Source organism: Thioalkalivibrio sp. (assembly GCF_041690275.1).
Taxonomy (GTDB): Bacteria; Pseudomonadota; Gammaproteobacteria; order Ectothiorhodospirales; family Ectothiorhodospiraceae; genus Thioalkalivibrio.
In genome coordinates this window covers 1-18,266 of sequence record NZ_JAWLHP010000004.1, presented here as the reverse complement: position 1 = coordinate 18,266, position 18,266 = coordinate 1, and the positions used below count along the sequence as shown (strand labels likewise).

The window sequence follows — 18,266 nt, the reverse complement described above, 5'->3', positions numbered from 1 at the left end:
GCAAAACAGCCCTCTCAAAGCCCTTGAAGGCCCATTTTTGGGGTCAAAAACGCGCCCATAGCCGCGCCCGGGCCGCAGACCCCCTGCCGGACGTTCACGCAATCCCGGTTGGGGGGCGGCCTCGATCCCCGTCGCCTAGGTCGCCGTTTCCTGTACTGAAAACGGCCGCCGAAGCCCCTGGAAGGCAGGTATTTTCGGCCCTTTTTACTTTCCGGACAATCGCTTGCGTTGGTCCGACCCGGGAGTATCTTCGTCAGGTGCGGTTCAGTCGCCAGTCATAGGGCTCGTACTTCACCCGCAGCTCTGCGGCGTTCTGCTCAAGGAACTGCCGATCCTCGTCACGGTAGAGGTAGGGGGCGACGAAGCGCAGGTGCTCCTCATCGGTCTCGCCGAAGTCTTCACCATACCACTGGAAGATCTTCGGCAGCCGGACGATCCGTCCTTGCCGGTCGATCCGGACACCGCCGGAGTTGAGGAAGGTCTTGCCCGAGACCTCCAGATCGTGATCCAGGGTCTCGGCGCTGTAGATCTCGATCGGCGGACACGAGGCGGATGCGCAGACCAGGGCAAAGTGTATGCGCGGATCAAGGGGCTCGATCATCAGATCCCGGCGAGGGTCCTCGCTGCCGAAGGGGTGCAGGATCGAGTGCGGATAGCAATGATTGGCCCGCAGGATGCCATGCTCGACATCGTCAGCGCTGAACTCCAACTCGCCCACCCTGTAGCAGATGCGCCGGAAGAACCGGGACACCTCCTTGACCGAGTCGCGAATCCCGAGGGCGACGACGCCGTGCACCACCATCACGTTGAAGAGATTGATCCAGAGAGCGATGCGTTCCTCTCGATCCCGGGAAAGAGACGGATGGATGTGCTGCAGCTGCCGGCTGCACTCCACGTAGTCCCAGAAGAGAGAGGATTCCGCCATCTCCTCGTAGGCGACGCGACCCTCGGCGGTGCGAAAGAAGGCGCCGCGCAGGGTGTTCATCTTGTGTTTCAGATCACCGACGACCTGTTCCGGCGTTCCCTTGGCTTCCACGGAACCCGCATTGAGCAGAAAGCGCTGGGTCAGCAGCAGTTTCTGCGACACGGTGTCACCCACTGTCCTTGCGGGTGCCCTCTTCCGGGGTTGGCGGGCGCGGCACAGGGCAAAGACGCTGTTGATGTAGCCAATGTGCGAGAAGGCCTGGGGATAGTTGCCCAGAAGCTCGTCCCAGGCTGGATCGTACTGTTCGGCGAATAGACCCAGCTGGTTGGCGCTCTTCTCCAGCCGTAGCAACTGGACCATCGCCTCCTCGAGGCGCCCCTGGCCGATCAGATTGTCGACCAGCCAGAAGCTGCACACCAGAAAGATCCCCTCCGTTCCCGCCAGGTGGTCCTCGGAGCGATAGCGGTAGACGAAGCCATCCACGGTCAACTCCCTTTGGATCGCCTCCACGGTGGACAACATCCGCGGATCTTCGTAGGAGAGAAAGCCGTAGAAGGGGAAGAGGAGATTGGCGGCATCAAGGGCATCCGTCTCGTAGTGCTGCACGAAGGCCTGCTTTTTCTGACTCCATCCCCGTTCCAGGACCTCTCGTCGGATCGACTCCCGGCAGGCCGTCCAGCGCTCGAAATCCCCGGGAAAGCCATACCTGCGCGCGATGGTCAGGCCCCGGTCCAGGGCCACCCAGCACATGACCTTGGAATAGACGAAGTGATACGGGCCGCCCCGCACCTCCCAGATCCCGGAATCCTTTTCGCGCCAGACCCGGACCACGGTTTCGCAAATGGAGCGGAAGAAGGGCCACATGGAGAATTCGATCTTTCCGGCGTAATTCGACAGCCGCAGGGCCGCATCCATGATCTCGCCGTAGATATCGAGCTGCTTCTGCGCGTAGGCCGCGTTGCCGACGCGCACCGGCCGCGATCCCTTGTACCCGGAGAGGTGCGTCAGCACTCCTTCGGTCAGTTCGGTCTCCCCGCGCAGGCCGTAGAGGACTTGCAGTGCCTCCTGCCTTTCGCAGATGAATCGTTCCAGCCACCTCAGGTACTTCTCCAGCTCGGAGAGGTGGCCGATATTGAACAGCGCCTCGACCGTCATGGCCGCGTCGCGAATCCAGGAAAAGCGGTAATCCCAGTTGCGTTCTCCGCCGATCTCCTCGGGCAGGGAGGTCGTGGCTGCTGCGGCCATGGCGCCCGTGGGGGCGAACTCCAGGAGCTTGAGGACGAGACTTGAGCGCTCCATCATCTCCCGAAACGGGCCGAAGTCGAAGTCCTCTCCTGTTTCACTGAGCGCCAGCCAACGGTGCCAATAGCGCTCGGTGCACGCAAGCGCTTCCTCGGCCGCCGCGGCATGAAGCACCACCGGCCGATCGTCTCCGGAGCAAAGCAGAAACCAGAGCTTCTGACCCGCGGTCAGGTGCCATCGACCACTGGCGGTCCCGCCGTCAACCTCCATACCCAACCGGGAGGCAAGAAGGGCCAGTCTCTGCCCCTCGCCCACCGCGATGACAGCGCCGTCAGCGGCGTTCAGGCAGGGCGCTTCCCGCGCGTAATCGAAGCGCGGCTCGAAGCGCGCGATCACTTCCATCTCGCCCTGGAGCACCTCGGCGCATCGGTAGAGGCGTGTCCCTTCACCGCGCCGGGTTTCGCCGCCCGATGCCGATGCAGCCAGGAAATCGTCAAGCTGCAGCCTTCCCTGCGGCGTCCGGAAGGTGGTGGTCAGGATGTTCGTGCCCGCCCGATAGAGGGACGTCGAATCGAAGGGCGAGACGGGAGAGACAGAGAAGTGCCCGCCCTTGTCCTCATCAAGCAGTGCCGCGAAGACGCTGGGAGAGTCGAGAAACGGAAGGCAGAGCCAATCAATGCTGCCGTCGTTACCGACCAGAGCCGCGGTGCGGGAGTCGCCGATGATTCCGTAATCGCCGATGCGCTTGTTCATCGTTTCTGCTCCTTCCCGCAGTCTCCGAACTCGATCGATCCCGCTGCAGACCGGGGTTCAGAGAGCTACTGCTCTTCTGAAGGCATGGTGGCCTTCGTTCCGGTCGGGAAACCGCTGCGGCGACACCGTGCGCGGAAGCTGGTGGAAGGGACCCGGACGCGCCAGCGACGGTCGCTCCCGATGGTGCGGCCAGAGGGCCCCAGCGTGGTCCGAACCCGACTGCAGCGGACGGCGGATCGCTCCGTGGAAGGCATGCCCCGGCCCGACGGTCTGAGTCCAGTTCATCACCTACCTGCCGCGAAGACCCTACGTAGCAATGCCTAGTGGGCCATGCGGAGACTCACCCAACCGCCTACCGATACCCCGCACCTGTCCATGATGTTCATCCTCACGGATCGGGAGGCAAGAGGCCCAGCAGTGGGGAGGACACCCGCGAGCCGTTGCAGCTTCAAACCCCCGGGGCCATGAAAGCCCCCGAACCGGGTGTTGTCCCGAGGTTGGGGGAACCCGGCTATGAATACATCACCGGCCGGGTTAACGTGATCATGGGGTTGATTGCCGGTCACTCCGCATGCGGCATGAATGGAGGCCCATGCTTCCGACGACACAGGAGTCCGACATGATCATTGGTGAGCTTTCGATGCACAGCATTCCCGTGCTGCCGCCAGAAGCGACGCTGGTGGAGGCGGGCCGCGCTCTCCAGGCCGCGGCAACGCCGGTTCTGGCGGTGATTCAGGATGGCGCGCTGCTGGGGACGATCAGCGAACGCGATCTGGCTGTGAAGGGTTGCGGCGCTGGATTGAAGCCCGAGGACGTCAACGTAGCGGCGATCTGTGAGCGCAGACCGGCCGTTTGCCCGAGTGCCACAAGGCTCTCACAGGCCTTGGGAATGATGCAGAAACGGAGCCAGCCATGGCTCCTCGTCCTCGACGGAGAGGAGCGACTCGCCGGTGTCGTATCGCTGAACGCACTGATCTCCGTGCTCGCTGACCTGGTGCCGGAAGAGGGATCCGGGCCCGAGCCCGGCTATGTTCGGCGGGTGCGCGGTGGCACCTGGAGCGACTGAGCCGGTCCTGACCGAAGGGTAATCGCCGGGTGTCGCTTGCCTCCTCGCGATTCGGTCTGCGTCCGGACCTCCGGAAGTGACGGGGCCGGCGTCCGGGAATGCGCCGCCCTGGCTATGCCTTCAGACCTGCCTCGAGACCCTGGCGCCAGTCGTCCACGAATTCCTCGATGGTCTCGATGAAGTCCGGGTCGTGCTCCTGGCGGTTGATGGTGCAGTGGATCACGACGGCGCCCGGATCGGGCGGCAACCCGGTGGTGATGGTCCAGGCCAGGGCGTTCGGGCAGCCCGGAAGGCTAAAGCGAACTCCCCCGCGGATCGTCTCGCGGCTCACCGCGAACTCGCCCCACACGCAGTAAATACGGCCGCTTTCATCCGACAGTTCCAGCACGGTGTCGATGGAGGCACACCACTCGGGCAGACGTTCCACCGTGACCTGCCTCTGCAGCACGCCGGCGTCAGCGCCAATGGGGACCGTGGCAAAGAATTCCATCGCAGACTCCTCGGGTGGACGTCGACCCTCCCGGGGCCTGAAGAGCCCGCCCCCGGGACGGAAACCGGAAAGTATAAGGGCATCAGGGGGTCGCACCAGGCCAACCCGTTCACCCGCCGAACAATCGACCTGCAAGATCACCTCAGCAGAGCGATTGCAAGGCCCCTTTACGGCTCAAGAACGGCCTGGGATCGACTCCGCGCGGGAGGCGGTTCCGAACTTTGGCAACCCGGTGATTGGCTGGCGATCTCGACCCCATCGCCTCAGCAGTCGGTCATGGCACCGGGAATGGCCGTGCAGCACCCGAACGCGCTGGTGTTTTGGGCTTTTTTCCTTTTACCATAAAGCATTGGGGAGATCCGAACCCAGAGTGATGCGAAGTCCCCACTGCCCCCGGCTCACTCTGAGCTTGCATACGCCTTTCTACCGCATGTGAGGTTGCGCATCATCACAAGATTGCCGAGGCTGGTGGTGGCCCCGCTGTTGGTCCTGGCCCTCTGTGCCTGCAGCACCCTGCCTGACAAGGGTCCCCTGCTCGCAGAGAGTGCGCTGGGGATCGGTCATGCGACGGCACTCGACAACATCGTCGGTGCAGCGGAAAGGGAAAACCCGGATCGATCCGGGTTGCGGCTCGTGAGCCACGGTCCGGAGGCGCTCGCGGTGCGGGTCCACACCGCAGAACTCGCCGAACGCAGCATCGATGTACAGACCTACATCTGGAATCCGGACCTCACCGGACTCTTTCTCGCACACACCCTGCTCGAGGCCGCCCAGGGCGGAGTACGGGTGCGCCTGCTCCTGGATGACTTCGATGCGCGAGCCAAGAACTACGCCCTTGCCGCCCTGGACCGGCATCCCAACATCTCCGTGCGCCTGTTCAATCCGGTCGCCGCGCGGCAGGGTGCGCTGCCGTTGATCGGCGAATGGATCACCGATGGCCGTCGTTTGAACCGCCGCATGCACAACAAGATCTGGATCGTCGATAACCGTATCGCGATCGGCGGCGGCCGCAACCTGGGTAATGAATATTTTGGCGCCAGCGACGGCCCCAATTTCGTCGACCTCGACCTGGCCATGGTAGGGCCAGTGGTGCGACAGGCCTCCGTTTCCTTCGACGATTACTGGAATGCGGGCGCCAGCTACCCCGTTTCCCTGCTGAACCCGGAGGCCATCAGCGAACACTCGCTCCAGGATCTCCGCAGGCGTCTTGCCGAAGCGGCAATGGAAGCATGGACCAGCGAGTACGCCAGCGCGGTGCGAGGCAACAACGCCGTTCAGCGTCTGGTTCAGGGAGACTGGACCCTGGAATGGACCAACAACTACCGGTTTGTCTCCGATGATCCGGACAAGGTCTCTCGAAGACCTTCACCCGAAATCTCCAACGTCCTTGCCGCCCTGCTCCCGGTGCTGGATGCCGCCGAGGACTCCATCAAGCTCATTTCCCCGTATTTCGTGCCCGGTTCGGAGGGCACGGACCGCCTGGTCGACTATGCAGGCCAGATCGGGCACGTGGGCATTCTGACAAACTCGCTGGCCTCGAACGACGTCGTGGCCGTGCACGGCGGTTACTCAAAATACCGGGCGGACCTGCTCCGCGGCGGTGTGCAGCTCTGGGAGCTGAAGCCCGTACCCGGGGTGGACGCCAGCTGGTTCGGTTCGAGCGGGGCCAGTCTGCACACGAAGGCCCTCACCGTGGATGGCCAGCAGCTGTTCGTGGGCAGCTACAATCTCGATCCGCGGTCCACATCGCTGAACACGGAACAAGGGGTACTCGTGCGGAGCGAGATTCTGAGCGCCGAATTCGAGGACCTGTTCGCCGCTCAGACCTCGGGCCATCACGCCTGGGAGGTCACGCTGGACGATGACGGGCTGCGGTGGAGTGACGGCAGCGAGCGTTTTGAACGGGATCCTCAAGCGTCCGCCGGCAAGCGTTTCATGGCGTGGCTGACCCGCTGGCTCCCGGTCGAGCGGCAACTTTGAGCTCTGCGCCGGCAGCTTCGCCGCGCCAGTCCCGAACAGGATATGAGCCTGCCCCCCCATGGACCCGCAGCCGAACGCTCTTCACGGTGAAACTCCCCGTCTCGAGCGCAAAACCGGGCTCAGTACCCCGCTTCTTCGCCCATAGGCTTCGCGAGCATCGACCGCGACATGAACCCTGCCCGTCCAGGAGCCGACTTCGGGGGCCATTTCTCGCATCGAAAATGGCGCTCCAGGCCCTCGGGGAGCCCATTTCGGGCCCTTTTTTCTCATTCTAACAAGGGGTTGCGTTGGTCCGACCCCGCTCGGTGCTCAGGACTCGGGCAAACGCGCCTGGAGCGGCACTTCGGGCTGGTGATCGGCATACCGGATCGAGCCCGGAGCCGATGCGAGGCAGCGGTCCAGCGACGCCGCCAGGCGGAGATTGGGGTCATTCGGGTGCACGCTGATGCGCGGCGGCAGGCCATTTCGCCACGCCTGCAGTAACTGCAGGCGGTTCCAGAGCGCCAGGAAGCCGGAACGCACCCGGGTATCGGCCTCGAAGCCCAGGAGCGGCAACGGCGCCAGGCGTCCGGTGCGCGGATCCAGCAACCCCCGCATCACCTCGATGCGCCGGAACGGAAGCTCCGCGAGGACGTCACGCGGCACACGTCCCAGGGCCCACGCCGGGGGCACGTAGGTGGAGGGCGTCTGCAGCCCCTGGCGCCCGAACCATTCAGCGGAGGCCCGCATGCGGTCGCCGATGCCGCGGGCATCGAGGGCGAGATGCTCGGCAGCCCGGCGCGAGATCAACGCCGCGTGCAGGCGGTGACGGATGCCACGGAGCCGCTCGGCACGGTGCGACCAGCCATGCGCCGCCAGTTCCAGGCCGCCCTGCTGCCACGCGTGAAGCTGATCGATCTCGGCCGGGTGCCAGTCGCGGCCCGGGACCACCAGCAGGGTGATCCATCGGTGTCGATGGCGCCGAAGCTGCGCCAGCAGTCCGCGCACCTGCGGCAATGTGGCGGGCATCACGTCATGGATGGAGATCAGCGAGTACAGGGTGTCAGTGCCGTTACCGGTGCGCATGACGCTGCAGCACCTCCAGCCACTGTGAGATCGTGGCGCCATGGAATGTCTCGGCCGCCCGGCGAGCCGAAGCGGCGGTAGCGGCGAGGGTTTCCGGTCCGTATCCGTGGAGGCGGCCAAGGGCCGTGCTCAGGCTCTCTTCGGCCCCCAGCCGGAACAACCCCGGCCTCAGCTGAGGCCATTCGTGGATACCCGCGTTCGCCGACACCAGGACCGGGCGGGCACGGGCCATCGCCTCCAGTGCCACGGAGCCAAAGGTCTCCGCATGCGACGGCAGAACCAGCAGGCTGGAGGCATCGATGACGCCGCGCAGGTCCCGGCGCCGCAACCAGCCCACGTAGCGCAGATTCGGATGCTGTCTGGCCGCCGCTTCGACCTGTCCGCGCAGGGGTCCCTCGCCGCCGATCACGAACCGCAGTGTGGGCCAGTCGCGGACCGCGTCCAGGATTGTGTCGATATTCTTCTCGGCAGCCAGGCGCCCGGCGAAACAGACGGTATCGATCCGCGTCGGGGGCGGCGGCGGCGGTTCCAGAAAAGCGGCGTCGAGAGGGGTTCCGACCACCTCGCAGTTTCGCGCCCCCAGCTCCCGGACCGTGACCTCCAGGGCGCAGTTATTGATCAGCACCGCTGAGCTGCGCCGAAACAGATAGCGGTTTGCGGCCTGCAGCGGGGCATTCACCAGGCGCCGCCGCAGGGGTCCCCAGTACAACGCCGCAAGCCCCGCGAAGTGGGTGTGATAGGCGGTGACGAACGGGACGTCCATGCGCCGGGCCGCGCGCTGTCCGAGCAACCCGAAGGCCCCCGGCGTGACACTCACGATCAGGTGCGGATTCAGCTCGCGCAGAGCCCGATCGACCCGGCGCAGATCGGGAATCACCAGACGCTGGGTTGGGTCTCCGGGCATGGGGATGGAGAGAAAGTCGAAGCGCCCGCGCGGGCGCGGCTGCAGGACACGCACCTCGCCCAGATACCGGCCAAGATGCGCCACCAGATCATGGTAGTAGGCACCCGTGCCGTTGCGCTCCGGCAATGAGTCGGACAGGAAGGCCACCCGCAGGTTGCTCGCATCGGAGGAAATTCCCGTCGCTGTTGAGGGCATCATGCTCGAGTCTGCGGCGCCAATGCCAGGAGCCGCTGATAGGCGGGTAGCAGGCGGGCACGGATTCGGTCCGGGTGCAGCCGCAGTGTCGTCGCCACATCGTGCGTGACGGGCGTGTCAGCGGCGGTTTCGAGGGTTTCGAGATGAGCCTCCAGGGTGGCATCCGCGCCCGCCTCGATGCGCGCGAGCGCGGCCCTCAACACGGCGGCCGGCTCCCGTTGCAGATCTTCCATGTGGATGACGGCATAGCGATCCGGCCGCAGCCGGGGAAGGGTGCAGCTCAAGTGTTCGAGACTCGCCGACAGCGTATCCAGAAAAATCCCCTGAACGGACTCGTGGTCAACCCGGGCACCCGTAATCTGGCGGGCGGACTGGATGGCGCGGATCTGCGACGCGAGGGCCTGCTCGGGCTCGCGGATGCAGACGAGAAAACGCGCCGACGGCAGCCACCGGGCGAGGTCCGCGGTCCAGGTACCGAAGGCGGCGTTCTTCGAGAGCAGAATGCGGCTCTGACCGCGGGCATACAGATGGCGCTGCAGGTTGCGGTAATGGAAGCGCAGCAGCCGCTCGCGCCGCCGCGAAGAAATACCGGACGGGAAGTGTCCCAGACCCCGCAGCCCGGGAGCCCCCGGAAAGGCCAGCAGCATGATCAGACAGCCGGCGGCAGGCAGCAGGGCAAGGTAGTCCTCCTCGGCTGCCTCCAGGCGCACACGGTGCACCGCCTCGAGATCGCGCCCCAGCCACTCCACTCCAGCCTCCAGACCCCGACGCAGTGGACTGCCCAGGCGCCGGTCGAGGCGTTCACCGAACTCGATCAGCCGTCGCTGGGTAATGGACGGTGCCAGCAACGCCTCCCAGGTCTCGAATGTGGTGTACCGGTTGCTGTATTCGGTCAGGGTGCGGTGCAGATACGTGGTCCCGCTTCGCGGGATGCCGGTGATGAAGACGGCCTTGTCCAGCCGGGTGGAGCGATACCGTGGAAACAGCCACTCGTCGAGAAGCAGGAATACGCCGTGCCCGGCCTGAACCACCAGAAACAGCGGCATGCCCGCAAGCAGCAGGAGCCAGCGCCGCGGCCCAAAGACAACCGCAGGGTCTCGCCAGCCGCCCAGGGCGCGAAGCCACCACAGCAGATACAGCCCCTGTGCCTCGAACAATATGCGAAGCGTGTTCATCAGCGATCGAACACCAGTTGCCGGCTCAGCATGAAATTGGCACTGACCCCGACCACCCCACCCAACCAGATCGCGAGCAGGAGCAAACCAGCATGTCCCGCCGGCTGGAGCCCGATCTCGCGGAATCCCTCCAGCAACCCGACGAAGACGGCGTAATTGATGGCATTACCCAGGGCGTGCGCCCCGTAAAAGCGCGCGACATCGTGAACGGTGTGGCGACAGCGTGGGCAGTGGCGGAAGTTGTAACGGCGATTCAACAGGTAGCTGGCGCCGATGGCGGCGGTGAAGGAGAAAACCCGCGCTGCGTAGAGGTGCATGCCGGCCAAACTGTGCAGCAGGAGAAGCAGACCCATGTCGATCATCGCGACACTGGCGCCGATACCCAGGAAGCGGAAAAAGCTTGCTTCGGCGCGTAGTGCTTGCGGGAGGCGGAACATCGCGGGCCGGTCGCCGTGATTCATGCCGCAAGTAGACAACAACTGTGTTACAGGCATCTTGCAGTGACCCTGGAGGGAGGCGCCCAGGGCAGGCCGGCCACGCTGACGACAAGGGCCGGCTCGATCCTGTTACAGGCATGCAACCCGGGGCCGATCTCCCGTGACCTCCGGGAGGCGTTTCCAGGCACTACCGGGCATGAAAAAGCCCACCGATTAAGGTGGGCTAAGTCTCTGCCTATTCAGGCTTTTTCTGGTCGGGGCGGAGGGATTTGAACCCCCGACCACCTGCACCCCATGCAGGTGCGCTACCAGGCTGCGCTACGCCCCGAGCTCTTCGATTCTAGCGGATCGGGCCCTTCCGGGAAAGACTGACGGACTGCATGTTCCGCGAGACCGGCCTCGCCTCAGCTGCGCAGGATGCGCAGGATGCCCTCCAGTTCGGCAATGGTGTCCTGTACCAGCTGCTGGGTCTGGCTCATATCGCCCCTGGCCTCCTCGCCGCTGAGCTTCTGGCGGGCGCCGTGAATCGTGTATCCCTGCTCGTAGAGCAATGCCCGGATCTGCCGGATCAGCAACACGTCGTGCCGCTGGTAGTAGCGCCGGTTGCCGCGCCTTTTCACCGGGGACAGCATCGGAAACTCCTGCTCCCAGTAACGCAGCACGTGGGGCTTCACCTGGCAGAGTTCCGCGACCTCACCGATCGTGAAATAGCGCTTGCCGGGAATCGCCGGCAGTTCCTGACGTTCACTCGCCTCCAGCATAGGCCTCCACCCTCTCCCTGAGCTTCTGTCCCGGCCGGAAGGTCACCACGCGGCGCGCCGAGACCGGAATCTCTTCTCCGGTCTTCGGGTTCCGCCCGGGCCGTTCACTCTTGTCGCGCAACACGAAGTTGCCGAATCCCGACAGCTTGACGCTGTCCCCCCGTTCCAGGGCCATGCGCATCTCCTCGAAGAAGAGCTCCACCAGCTCCTTCGCCTCGCGCTTGTTCAGCCCCAATTCCTCGTGCAATGCGGTCGCCAGTTCCGCCTTGGTAACAGCTGCCATGCTCAGTATCTCGGTTTCGCGCCAAATCGGGCTGAAAGTTGGTCCACGACCGCCTTCGTCACGGAATCGACGTCGCCTTCGCCAAGGGTGCGATCAAAAGCCCTTAAAATCAAGCCCAAAGCGATGCTTTTCTCATTTTCTTCTAAGCCCTGGCCGCGATAGACGTCGAAGAGACGGGTCTCCTGCAGTACCGGAAGGCCCAGTTCAGCCACCGCCGCGAGCATTTCTCCGGCCGGGACAGCCTCGTCAACCACCAGAGCGATATCACGTCGAATGGCAGGAAAAGCCGACAGGTCCTTGAAAGCTGGAACCCGGACCTCGGCAACAATCCCGGCATCCAGTTCGAACAGGAAGAGCTCCGGAACATCGAAGCGCTCGCGCAACGACGGATGGAGCGCGCCCACCCAACCGATACCCCGGCCATCCAGCCGCACCTGCGCGGACTGACCATCGTGCAGCCCGGGGTGGACCGCCGGCACGAACCGCAGCGTCCCCGCAGACTGAGCGCACAGGGACTCCACGACCCCCTTCGCGTCGAAGAAGTCCACCGGCCGACGCGCGGCCTGCCAGTGCTCGGGTTCGGCTCTCCCGCAGAGCAGGCCCGCCAGACGCGATTCCTGCCGCAGGCCCGAGGCATCGGGAACGAAGCGCAGCCCGTGCTCGAACAGGCGCAGGTCTCCGCGTTGCCGCGCGACATTGTGCGCGGCCGTGCGCACCAGCCCCGGCCAGAGCCCGGGCCGCATCACTGCGAGTTCCGATGAAATCGGGTTCGCAAGCGCCAGGCCGCTCACCTCCGGATAGAAGGCCCCGGCCCAGTCGGTGCCGATGAAACTGAAGCTGATCACCTCATGGAATCCCATGTCCGCGAGTTCGCGTTTGCGGGCGCCGATCGCATCCTGCGTTGCCGAGGTCACCGGGGCGGTCGCGTGCGGCAGGGTCTGGGGCAGGCGTTCGTAGCCATGAACCCGGGCCAGTTCCTCGATCAGGTCCTCCTCGCGAACGAGATCGAAGCGGGCGCGCAGCGGAAGCACCTGCCAGCCGCCCTCGACCGCGGTCACCCGACAGCCCAGCCCGCTGAGGATGCGCTCGACCTCGCTGGGCGCAAGCGCCACGCCGAGGACCCGAACGATCCGCTCCCGGCGCAACCCGATCGGGACCTCCGCATGCGCAGCCGGGAGCGTTCCCGCGTGCACCACCGGACCCGCCGTTCCACCCGCGATCTGCAGGATCATTGCGGTGGCCCGCTCCATCGCGTAGAGCGGGATGGTCGGATCCACGCCCCGCTCGAAGCGGTGCGAGGCATCGGTGTGCAGTCCGTGGGCCCGCGCCCGGCCGGCCAGCGCCCGGGGGCTGAAGTGGGCGCTCTCGAGCACGATGCGCGTGGTAGAGGATCCGACCGCACTCTGCTCGCCGCCCATGATGCCGGCGAGTGCCAGCGGCCCGCCCTGCCCCGCGACCAGCAGGTCCGCCGGGCCGGGCTCGATGTCGGTGCCGTTCAGCAGTCGCAGACGGTCGCCGGCCCCGCCGAAGCGCACGGTGAGGGCCGGCCCGGCCGCGTCGGCGGCAAAGGCGTGCATCGGCTGACCGAGTTCCAGCATCACATAGTTGGTCACGTCCACTACCGGATGCAGCGGCCGCAGCCCGCAACGCCGGAGACGTTCGCGGATCCACAGCGGTGTTTGCGCGTGCGGATCCAGCCCCTCGATCACCCGCGCCGCATAGATCGGGCAGGCCTCTGCGTCTGTCACCCGCACCTCGACCGCGGATTCCGTTGCGGCGGGGACGGTCTCGATTACCGGGCCGCCAACGGGCTGTTCCAGAAGCGCGCCTGCCTCCCGTGCGACACCGAGCATGCCGAGACAATCCGCCCGGTTCGGGGTCAGATCCACCTCGAGGATCGCGTCATCAAGCCCCAGCCACTCGCGGAGATCGACGCCCACCGGAGCGTCCGCGGGCAGTTCCATCAAGCCATCCGAGGACTCTGCCAATCCCAGCTCCACCGCCGAGCACAGCATGCCCTGCGATTCCACGCCCCGCAGCCTGGAGCGCTTGATGCGGAAATCACCGGGCAGCACGGCTCCGAGGCAGGCCACCGGGGCCCGCATCCCCGCGACCGCGTTCGGCGCCCCGCAGACGATGTTCAGGGTCTCCCCGGTGCCGGCATCCACCTGGCAGACGCGCAACCGGTCCGCGTCGGGATGCGGCGCGACCGCGAGGACCAACCCGATGCGTACTCCGCTGAAGGCGGGTGCCGCGGCCTCGATCGCGTCCAGCTCCAGCCCCGCCATGGTCAGGCGGTGGCCGAACTGCTCGGCCGACTCCTCCACCGACACCCATTCGCGCAACCATTCCATGCTGATCCGCATCGCCGCTACCCCGCCCGCGCGAACTGTTCGATAAAGCGAACGTCATTCTCAAAAAACAGACGCAAATCATTGACTCCAAAGCGCAGCATCGCCATGCGCTCGACCCCGAGACCAAAGGCGAAACCGGTGAAACGCTCGCAATCGATGCCCACGTGCGCAAACACGTTCGGGTGCACCATCCCGCATCCCATCACCTCCAGCCAGCCCGTCTGCTTGCACACCCGGCAGCCCGCGCCACCACAGTGCACGCACTGGATGTCCACTTCGGCGGAAGGCTCGGTGAAGGGGAAATAGGACGGGCGGAAGCGCGTCTGCAGGTCCTCGCGCTCGAAGAAGGACTGGAGGAAGCTGCTGAGCACCCCCCGCAGATCCGCGAAGGTCACCCCGGAATCCACGTACAGCCCCTCCACCTGGTGGAACATCGGGCTGTGGGTCAGGTCGGAATCGCAGCGGTAGACACGCCCGGGCGCGATGATGCGCAACGGCGGCTTCTGCTGTTCCATGGTACGGATCTGCACCGGCGAGGTATGGGTCCGCAGCACCCGGTGTGCATCGAAGTAGAAGGTGTCGTGCATCGCCCGCGCGGGATGCTCCTCGGGAATGTTCAGCGCCTCGAAGTTGTGGAAGTCGTCCTCGACTTCAGGCCCTTCCGCGATCGCATAGCCCATCCCGGCAAAGAAGGACTCGATCCGGTCGATGGTCTGGGTGATCGGGTGCAGCCCGCCGACTGCAGGACGTCGGCCCGGCAGGCTCACATCCACGCGCTCCTCCCGCAGCTTTCTGGCCACCTCCGCACGGGCCAGTTCCGCCTGCCGCTCCTCGATCAGTGTCGACAGGGCCTGCTTGGCGGCATTGACCTCCTGCCCGGCCCGGGGCCGCTCCTCCGGCGGCAGCCGCCCGAGTTCCTTCAGCAGCCCGGTGAGCACGCCCTTCTTGCCCAGGTAGCGCACGCGCAGGCGATCGAGGTCGGCAAGGCCGGACGCTTCCCGGATCTCCTCGGCCGCCTGCGCCGCCAGCTTGTCCACTTGTTCCACTTCGATTCCCTCCACGGCCCATCGTCGACCGGCACCACCGGTCGGAAGGGCCAGTCACACGGTCTGCTGCAAAACGAAAAGGGAGGGGTCGAAGCAACCCCTCCCTCTACTGATCACCGGCGTACCCGCTCCGCTGCCGCCCGCGCCGGACCCGGGTCAAAGCGACCCGCGGGGCCGGCCGGAGCAGCGGGGCCCGACGCCGTACAGCCTGCCGGGGGCGGGCACCGGCACACGCGACCGCCTATGCGGCCAGTGCCGTCTTCGCCCTTTCGGCGACCTTCCCGAAGGCGGCGATATCGTGCACCGCCAGGTCCGCGAGCACCTTGCGATCGATCTCGACCCCGGCCTTGTTCAGCCCGTCGATCAGGCGGCTGTAGGACAGATCGAACTGCCGGGCCGCCGCGTTAATGCGGACGATCCACAATGCCCGGAACTGCCGCTTCTTCTGCCGGCGATCGCGGTAGGCATACTGCCCGGCCTTGGTGACGGCCTGATTCGCAACCCGGAAGACCTTCCGGCGAGCGCCGTAGTAGCCCTTGGCCTGGTCGAGAACCTTCTTGTGGCGTGCGTGAGCGGTCACGCCGCGCTTGACTCGTGGCATCTTCGTTCTCCCCGATCAGCTGTGCGGCAGCATCTGGCGAACGGCCGCGACATCGCTGTCGTGGATCATCGCCGCACCACGAAGGTTGCGCTTACGCTTGGTGGATTTCTTGGTCAGGATGTGGCTGCGGTGCGACTGCGCCCGCTTGAACCCACCCGAACCGGTCTTGGCGAAGCGCTTGGCGGCGCCCCGGTTGGTCTTCAGTTTCGGCATTTTCCTCTCCAGACAGGGATCGTTGCACGGGGCACGATCATTCATGAAAGGCCGGCGGGTATACCGGGACCCGCCGGCCCTTGTAGTACCCGGAGCGACTCCGGGGCGATCACTTCTTCTTTCCGGACATCACCATGACCATCTGACGCCCTTCCATCTTGGGTCGCTGTTCCACCACCGCAATGTCGGCGAGGTCCGCCTCGATGCGGTCCAGCAGCTCGCCACCAAGTTCCTGGTGACGCATCTCGCGCCCACGGAAGCGTATGGTCACCTTGCCCTTGTCGCCGGCCTCGAGGAAGCGCTTCAGGTTGCGCAGCTTCACGTCGTAGTCGGCTTCGTCGGTGCCGGGACGGAATTTCACCTCCTTCACCTGCACCTGCTTCTGGTTCTTCTTCGCGGCCTGTGCCTTCTTGGCCTGTTCGAACTTGAACTTGCCGTAATCCATGATCCGGCATACCGGCGGATCGGCGTTCGGTGAGATCTCGACCAGATCGAGTCCCTGATCCACCGCCGTCCTCAGCGCCTCTTCCGTATTCACGATCCCGCGGTTTTCACCCTCGGCGTCGATCAGGCGGACGGTCGGGCAGATGATCTGCTCGTTCAGTCGAACATTCTTGGCTCCGCTAATAGCGTTATTCTCCAGTCAGTGGTGATGGGATGCTCACGGAGAGCGGCTCGCAATCTCCGCGTCGAGTCGGGCGCCAAGGGCCTCGAGCCCCATGCTTCCCAGATCCTCGCCGGCGCGGGTGCGCACCGCCACGGTCTCCGTTTCCATTTCCCGGTCTCCGAGGACCAGCAGATACGGAACCCGCTTGAGCGTGTGCTCGCGAATCTTAAAGCCGATCTTTTCGTTTCTCAAGTCGGCTTCCACGCGCAGGCCCTTCTCCTGCAAGGCTTTCACCACCTGCTGCGCATACGCGTCCTGGCGCTCGGTAATCGTGAGGACCGCGACCTGCACCGGCGCGAGCCAGAGCGGGAAGAGGCCCGCATAATGCTCGATCAGGACCCCGAAGAAGCGCTCCAGCGATCCGAACAGCGCCCGGTGGATCATGATCGGTCGCTTGCGCTCGTTTCCCTCCGACACGTACTCCATGTCGAAGCGCTCGGGCAGGTTGAAGTCGAGCTGCACCGTCGAGCACTGCCACTGCCGACCGATCGCGTCCCGGATCTTGATGTCGATCTTCGGGCCGTAGAAGGCGCCGCCACCCTCGTCCAGCGAGTAGTCCAGCCCCTTCTTCTCGATCGCCGAGCGCAGCGCCCCGGTGGCGTGCTCCCAGATCCGGTCGGACCCGACCGCATCTTCCGGCTTCGTGGAAAGATTGATATCGAACTCCTTGAAACCAAAAGCATTCAGGAGCTCCAGAGTCAGCTCCAGCACGCCGATGATCTCGGACTCGATCTGGTCCTCGCGGCAGAAGATATGGGCGTCGTCCTGGGTGAAGCCGCGCACCCGCATCAGGCCGTGCAGTGCCCCCGACATCTCGCGCCGGTAGACCGTGCCCATCTCGCCCCAGCGCAGCGGCAGGTCCCGGTAGGACCGCAGGCGATCCTTGTACACCAGCACGTGGAACGGACAATTCATCGGCTTCAGCTGGAAGGCCTGGTTCTCGTCCTCCATCGGCTCGTACATCGACTCCGCGTAGAAGTCCGCGTGTCCCGAGGTCTTCCAGAGCTCCAGGTTGGCGATGTGCGGCGTCACCACGAAGTCGTAACCTGCGCGCTCGTGCAGATCGAACCAGAACTGCTCGATCACGCGACGGATCCGCGTCCCCTTCGGATGCCAGAAGACCAGCCCGCCGCCGGCGTCGTCCTGGATCGAGAACAGGTCCAGCTCCGCGCCGATACGGCGGTGGTCGCGCCGCTCCGCCTCGCGCAGCTGTTCGAGGTAGGCGTTCAGCTGTTCCTTGTTCGGCCATGCCGTGCCATAGATGCGCTGCAGCATCTCGTTGTTCGAGTCGCCCCGCCAGTACGCCCCCGCGACCTTGGTCAGCTTGAAGGCCCTGAGGCGGCCGGTCGACGGAATGTGCGGCCCGCGGCACAGGTCGACGAAGTCGCCCTGACGGTACAGGGAGATCTCCTGTTCCTCCGGAATGCTCGCGATGATCTCCGCCTTGTACTCCTCGCCCATGTTGCGGAAGTACACGACGGCCTCGTCGCGCTCCATCACCGAGCGTTCGACCGGAAGATCGGCCTTCGCAAGCTCCTTCATCCGCTTTTCAATCTTTTCAAGATCTTCCGGCGTAAAGGCGCGCTCGAACGCGAAGTCGTAGTAGAAGCCGGTGTCGATCACCGGGCCAATGGTCACCTGGGCGTTCGGGAACAGCTCCTTCACCGCCTGCGCGAGCAGGTGAGCGGTGGAATGCCGGATGATCTCGACGCCCTCCGGGTCGCGATCGGTGACGATCGCCAGATCCGCGTCATCGCTGATCTCGTGTCGGACATCCACCAGCTGCCCGTCGACCTTGCCGGCCAGTGCGGCCTTCGCGAGACCGGGCCCGATGTCGCGGGCAACATCCAGCACGGAGACCGGCGCGTCGTATTCGCGGCGGCTGCCGTCGGGAAGAGAAACGGAGGGCATTGCAGAACTCCTTCGCCGACCTGTACGCGGGGTCGAGCAATCCGGGATAGACAGTCGCGGAAAGATACCAGACCACCCCCGCAGGGACCACCACAAACACAATTGAAGGGGTCGATCACGGCAGTCATCCCACCCCGGACAAGGGCACCCCACCCACCCCCGCATCGCGGCCAGAGGCCGCTCCCACCAACCCCCCCG

16 protein-coding genes and 1 tRNA gene are annotated in these 18,266 nt (G+C 65.2%); 2 read left to right on the top strand and 15 right to left on the bottom strand.

Features of this window, described 5'->3' with window-relative positions; genetic code table 11:
* Positions 1-253 precede the first annotated feature (253 nt).
* Positions 254-2,920 carry a glycoside hydrolase family 15 protein gene (locus ACESMN_RS01135; RefSeq protein WP_373051743.1) on the bottom strand — a complete coding sequence of 889 codons (2,667 nt, stop codon included), beginning with the start codon at positions 2,918-2,920 and terminating at the stop codon, positions 254-256.
* 619 nt (positions 2,921-3,539) lie between these two features.
* On the opposite strand from ACESMN_RS01135, the gene ACESMN_RS01130 reads away from it, so the two are divergent.
* Entirely contained in the window at positions 3,540-3,986 is a 447-nt protein-coding gene (locus tag ACESMN_RS01130; protein WP_373051742.1) for a CBS domain-containing protein, read from the top strand.
* 112 nt (positions 3,987-4,098) lie between these two features.
* On the opposite strand, the gene ACESMN_RS01125 is transcribed toward ACESMN_RS01130, so the two are convergent.
* The gene (locus ACESMN_RS01125; RefSeq protein WP_373051741.1) at positions 4,099-4,476 is read right to left on the bottom strand and encodes a hypothetical protein; all 378 of its coding nucleotides are present in this window, start codon (positions 4,474-4,476) and stop codon (positions 4,099-4,101) included.
* Positions 4,477-4,947: 471 nt separating this feature from the next.
* Here ACESMN_RS01125 and ACESMN_RS01120 point away from each other — a divergent pair, with 471 nt between their 5' ends.
* Positions 4,948-6,456 (top strand): phospholipase D family protein, encoded by a 1,509-nt coding sequence (locus ACESMN_RS01120; RefSeq protein ID WP_373051740.1) that lies wholly within the window; start codon positions 4,948-4,950, stop codon positions 6,454-6,456.
* Positions 6,457-6,765: 309 nt separating this feature from the next.
* Here ACESMN_RS01120 and ACESMN_RS01115 read toward each other — a convergent pair whose 3' ends face one another.
* The 13 genes from ACESMN_RS01115 to thrS form a co-directional block, all read right to left on the bottom strand.
* Positions 6,766-7,521, bottom strand: a complete 756-nt coding sequence (locus ACESMN_RS01115) for a polysaccharide deacetylase family protein (protein ID WP_373051739.1) — start codon at positions 7,519-7,521, stop codon at positions 6,766-6,768.
* Positions 7,508-8,623 (bottom strand): glycosyltransferase, encoded by a 1,116-nt coding sequence (locus tag ACESMN_RS01110; RefSeq protein ID WP_373051738.1) that lies wholly within the window; start codon positions 8,621-8,623, stop codon positions 7,508-7,510. Before ACESMN_RS01110 ends, ACESMN_RS01115 begins: the two co-directional genes overlap by 14 nt.
* The gene (locus ACESMN_RS01105) at positions 8,620-9,795 is read right to left on the bottom strand and encodes a sulfotransferase (RefSeq protein ID WP_373051737.1); all 1,176 of its coding nucleotides are present in this window, start codon (positions 9,793-9,795) and stop codon (positions 8,620-8,622) included. The genes ACESMN_RS01110 and ACESMN_RS01105 overlap by 4 nt, the downstream gene beginning before the upstream one ends.
* Entirely contained in the window at positions 9,795-10,289 is a 495-nt protein-coding gene (locus ACESMN_RS01100) for a GtrA family protein (protein WP_373051736.1), read from the bottom strand. The genes ACESMN_RS01105 and ACESMN_RS01100 overlap by 1 nt, the downstream gene beginning before the upstream one ends.
* 194 nt (positions 10,290-10,483) lie before the next feature.
* A tRNA-Pro gene (locus ACESMN_RS01095) sits at positions 10,484-10,560 on the bottom strand.
* Between the two features lie 76 nt (positions 10,561-10,636).
* Complete coding sequence (locus ACESMN_RS01090) at positions 10,637-10,993, bottom strand: MerR family transcriptional regulator (RefSeq protein WP_373051735.1); 357 nt, start codon at positions 10,991-10,993, stop codon at positions 10,637-10,639.
* Positions 10,977-11,276 (bottom strand): integration host factor subunit alpha, encoded by a 300-nt coding sequence (gene ihfA, locus ACESMN_RS01085; protein WP_296751583.1) that lies wholly within the window; start codon positions 11,274-11,276, stop codon positions 10,977-10,979. Before ihfA ends, ACESMN_RS01090 begins: the two co-directional genes overlap by 17 nt.
* Positions 11,277-11,278: 2 nt before the next feature.
* On the bottom strand, positions 11,279-13,642 hold the full coding sequence (gene pheT, locus ACESMN_RS01080) for a phenylalanine--tRNA ligase subunit beta (RefSeq protein ID WP_373051734.1): 2,364 nt from the start codon (positions 13,640-13,642) through the stop codon (positions 11,279-11,281).
* A gap of 5 nt (positions 13,643-13,647) precedes the next feature.
* Positions 13,648-14,667 carry a phenylalanine--tRNA ligase subunit alpha gene (pheS, locus tag ACESMN_RS01075; protein ID WP_373051792.1) on the bottom strand — a complete coding sequence of 340 codons (1,020 nt, stop codon included), beginning with the start codon at positions 14,665-14,667 and terminating at the stop codon, positions 13,648-13,650.
* A 250-nt stretch (positions 14,668-14,917) separates the two neighbouring features.
* Complete coding sequence (gene rplT / locus ACESMN_RS01070) at positions 14,918-15,277, bottom strand: 50S ribosomal protein L20 (RefSeq protein ID WP_373051733.1); 360 nt, start codon at positions 15,275-15,277, stop codon at positions 14,918-14,920.
* A 15-nt stretch (positions 15,278-15,292) separates the two neighbouring features.
* Entirely contained in the window at positions 15,293-15,490 is a 198-nt protein-coding gene (rpmI, locus tag ACESMN_RS01065) for a 50S ribosomal protein L35 (protein WP_373051732.1), read from the bottom strand.
* A gap of 109 nt (positions 15,491-15,599) precedes the next feature.
* Positions 15,600-16,118 carry a translation initiation factor IF-3 gene (gene infC / locus ACESMN_RS01060; protein WP_373051791.1) on the bottom strand — a complete coding sequence of 173 codons (519 nt, stop codon included), beginning with the start codon at positions 16,116-16,118 and terminating at the stop codon, positions 15,600-15,602.
* A 33-nt stretch (positions 16,119-16,151) separates the two neighbouring features.
* On the bottom strand, positions 16,152-18,068 hold the full coding sequence (gene thrS / locus ACESMN_RS01055; protein WP_373051731.1) for a threonine--tRNA ligase: 1,917 nt from the start codon (positions 18,066-18,068) through the stop codon (positions 16,152-16,154).
* Between the last annotated feature and the right edge of the window lie 198 nt (positions 18,069-18,266).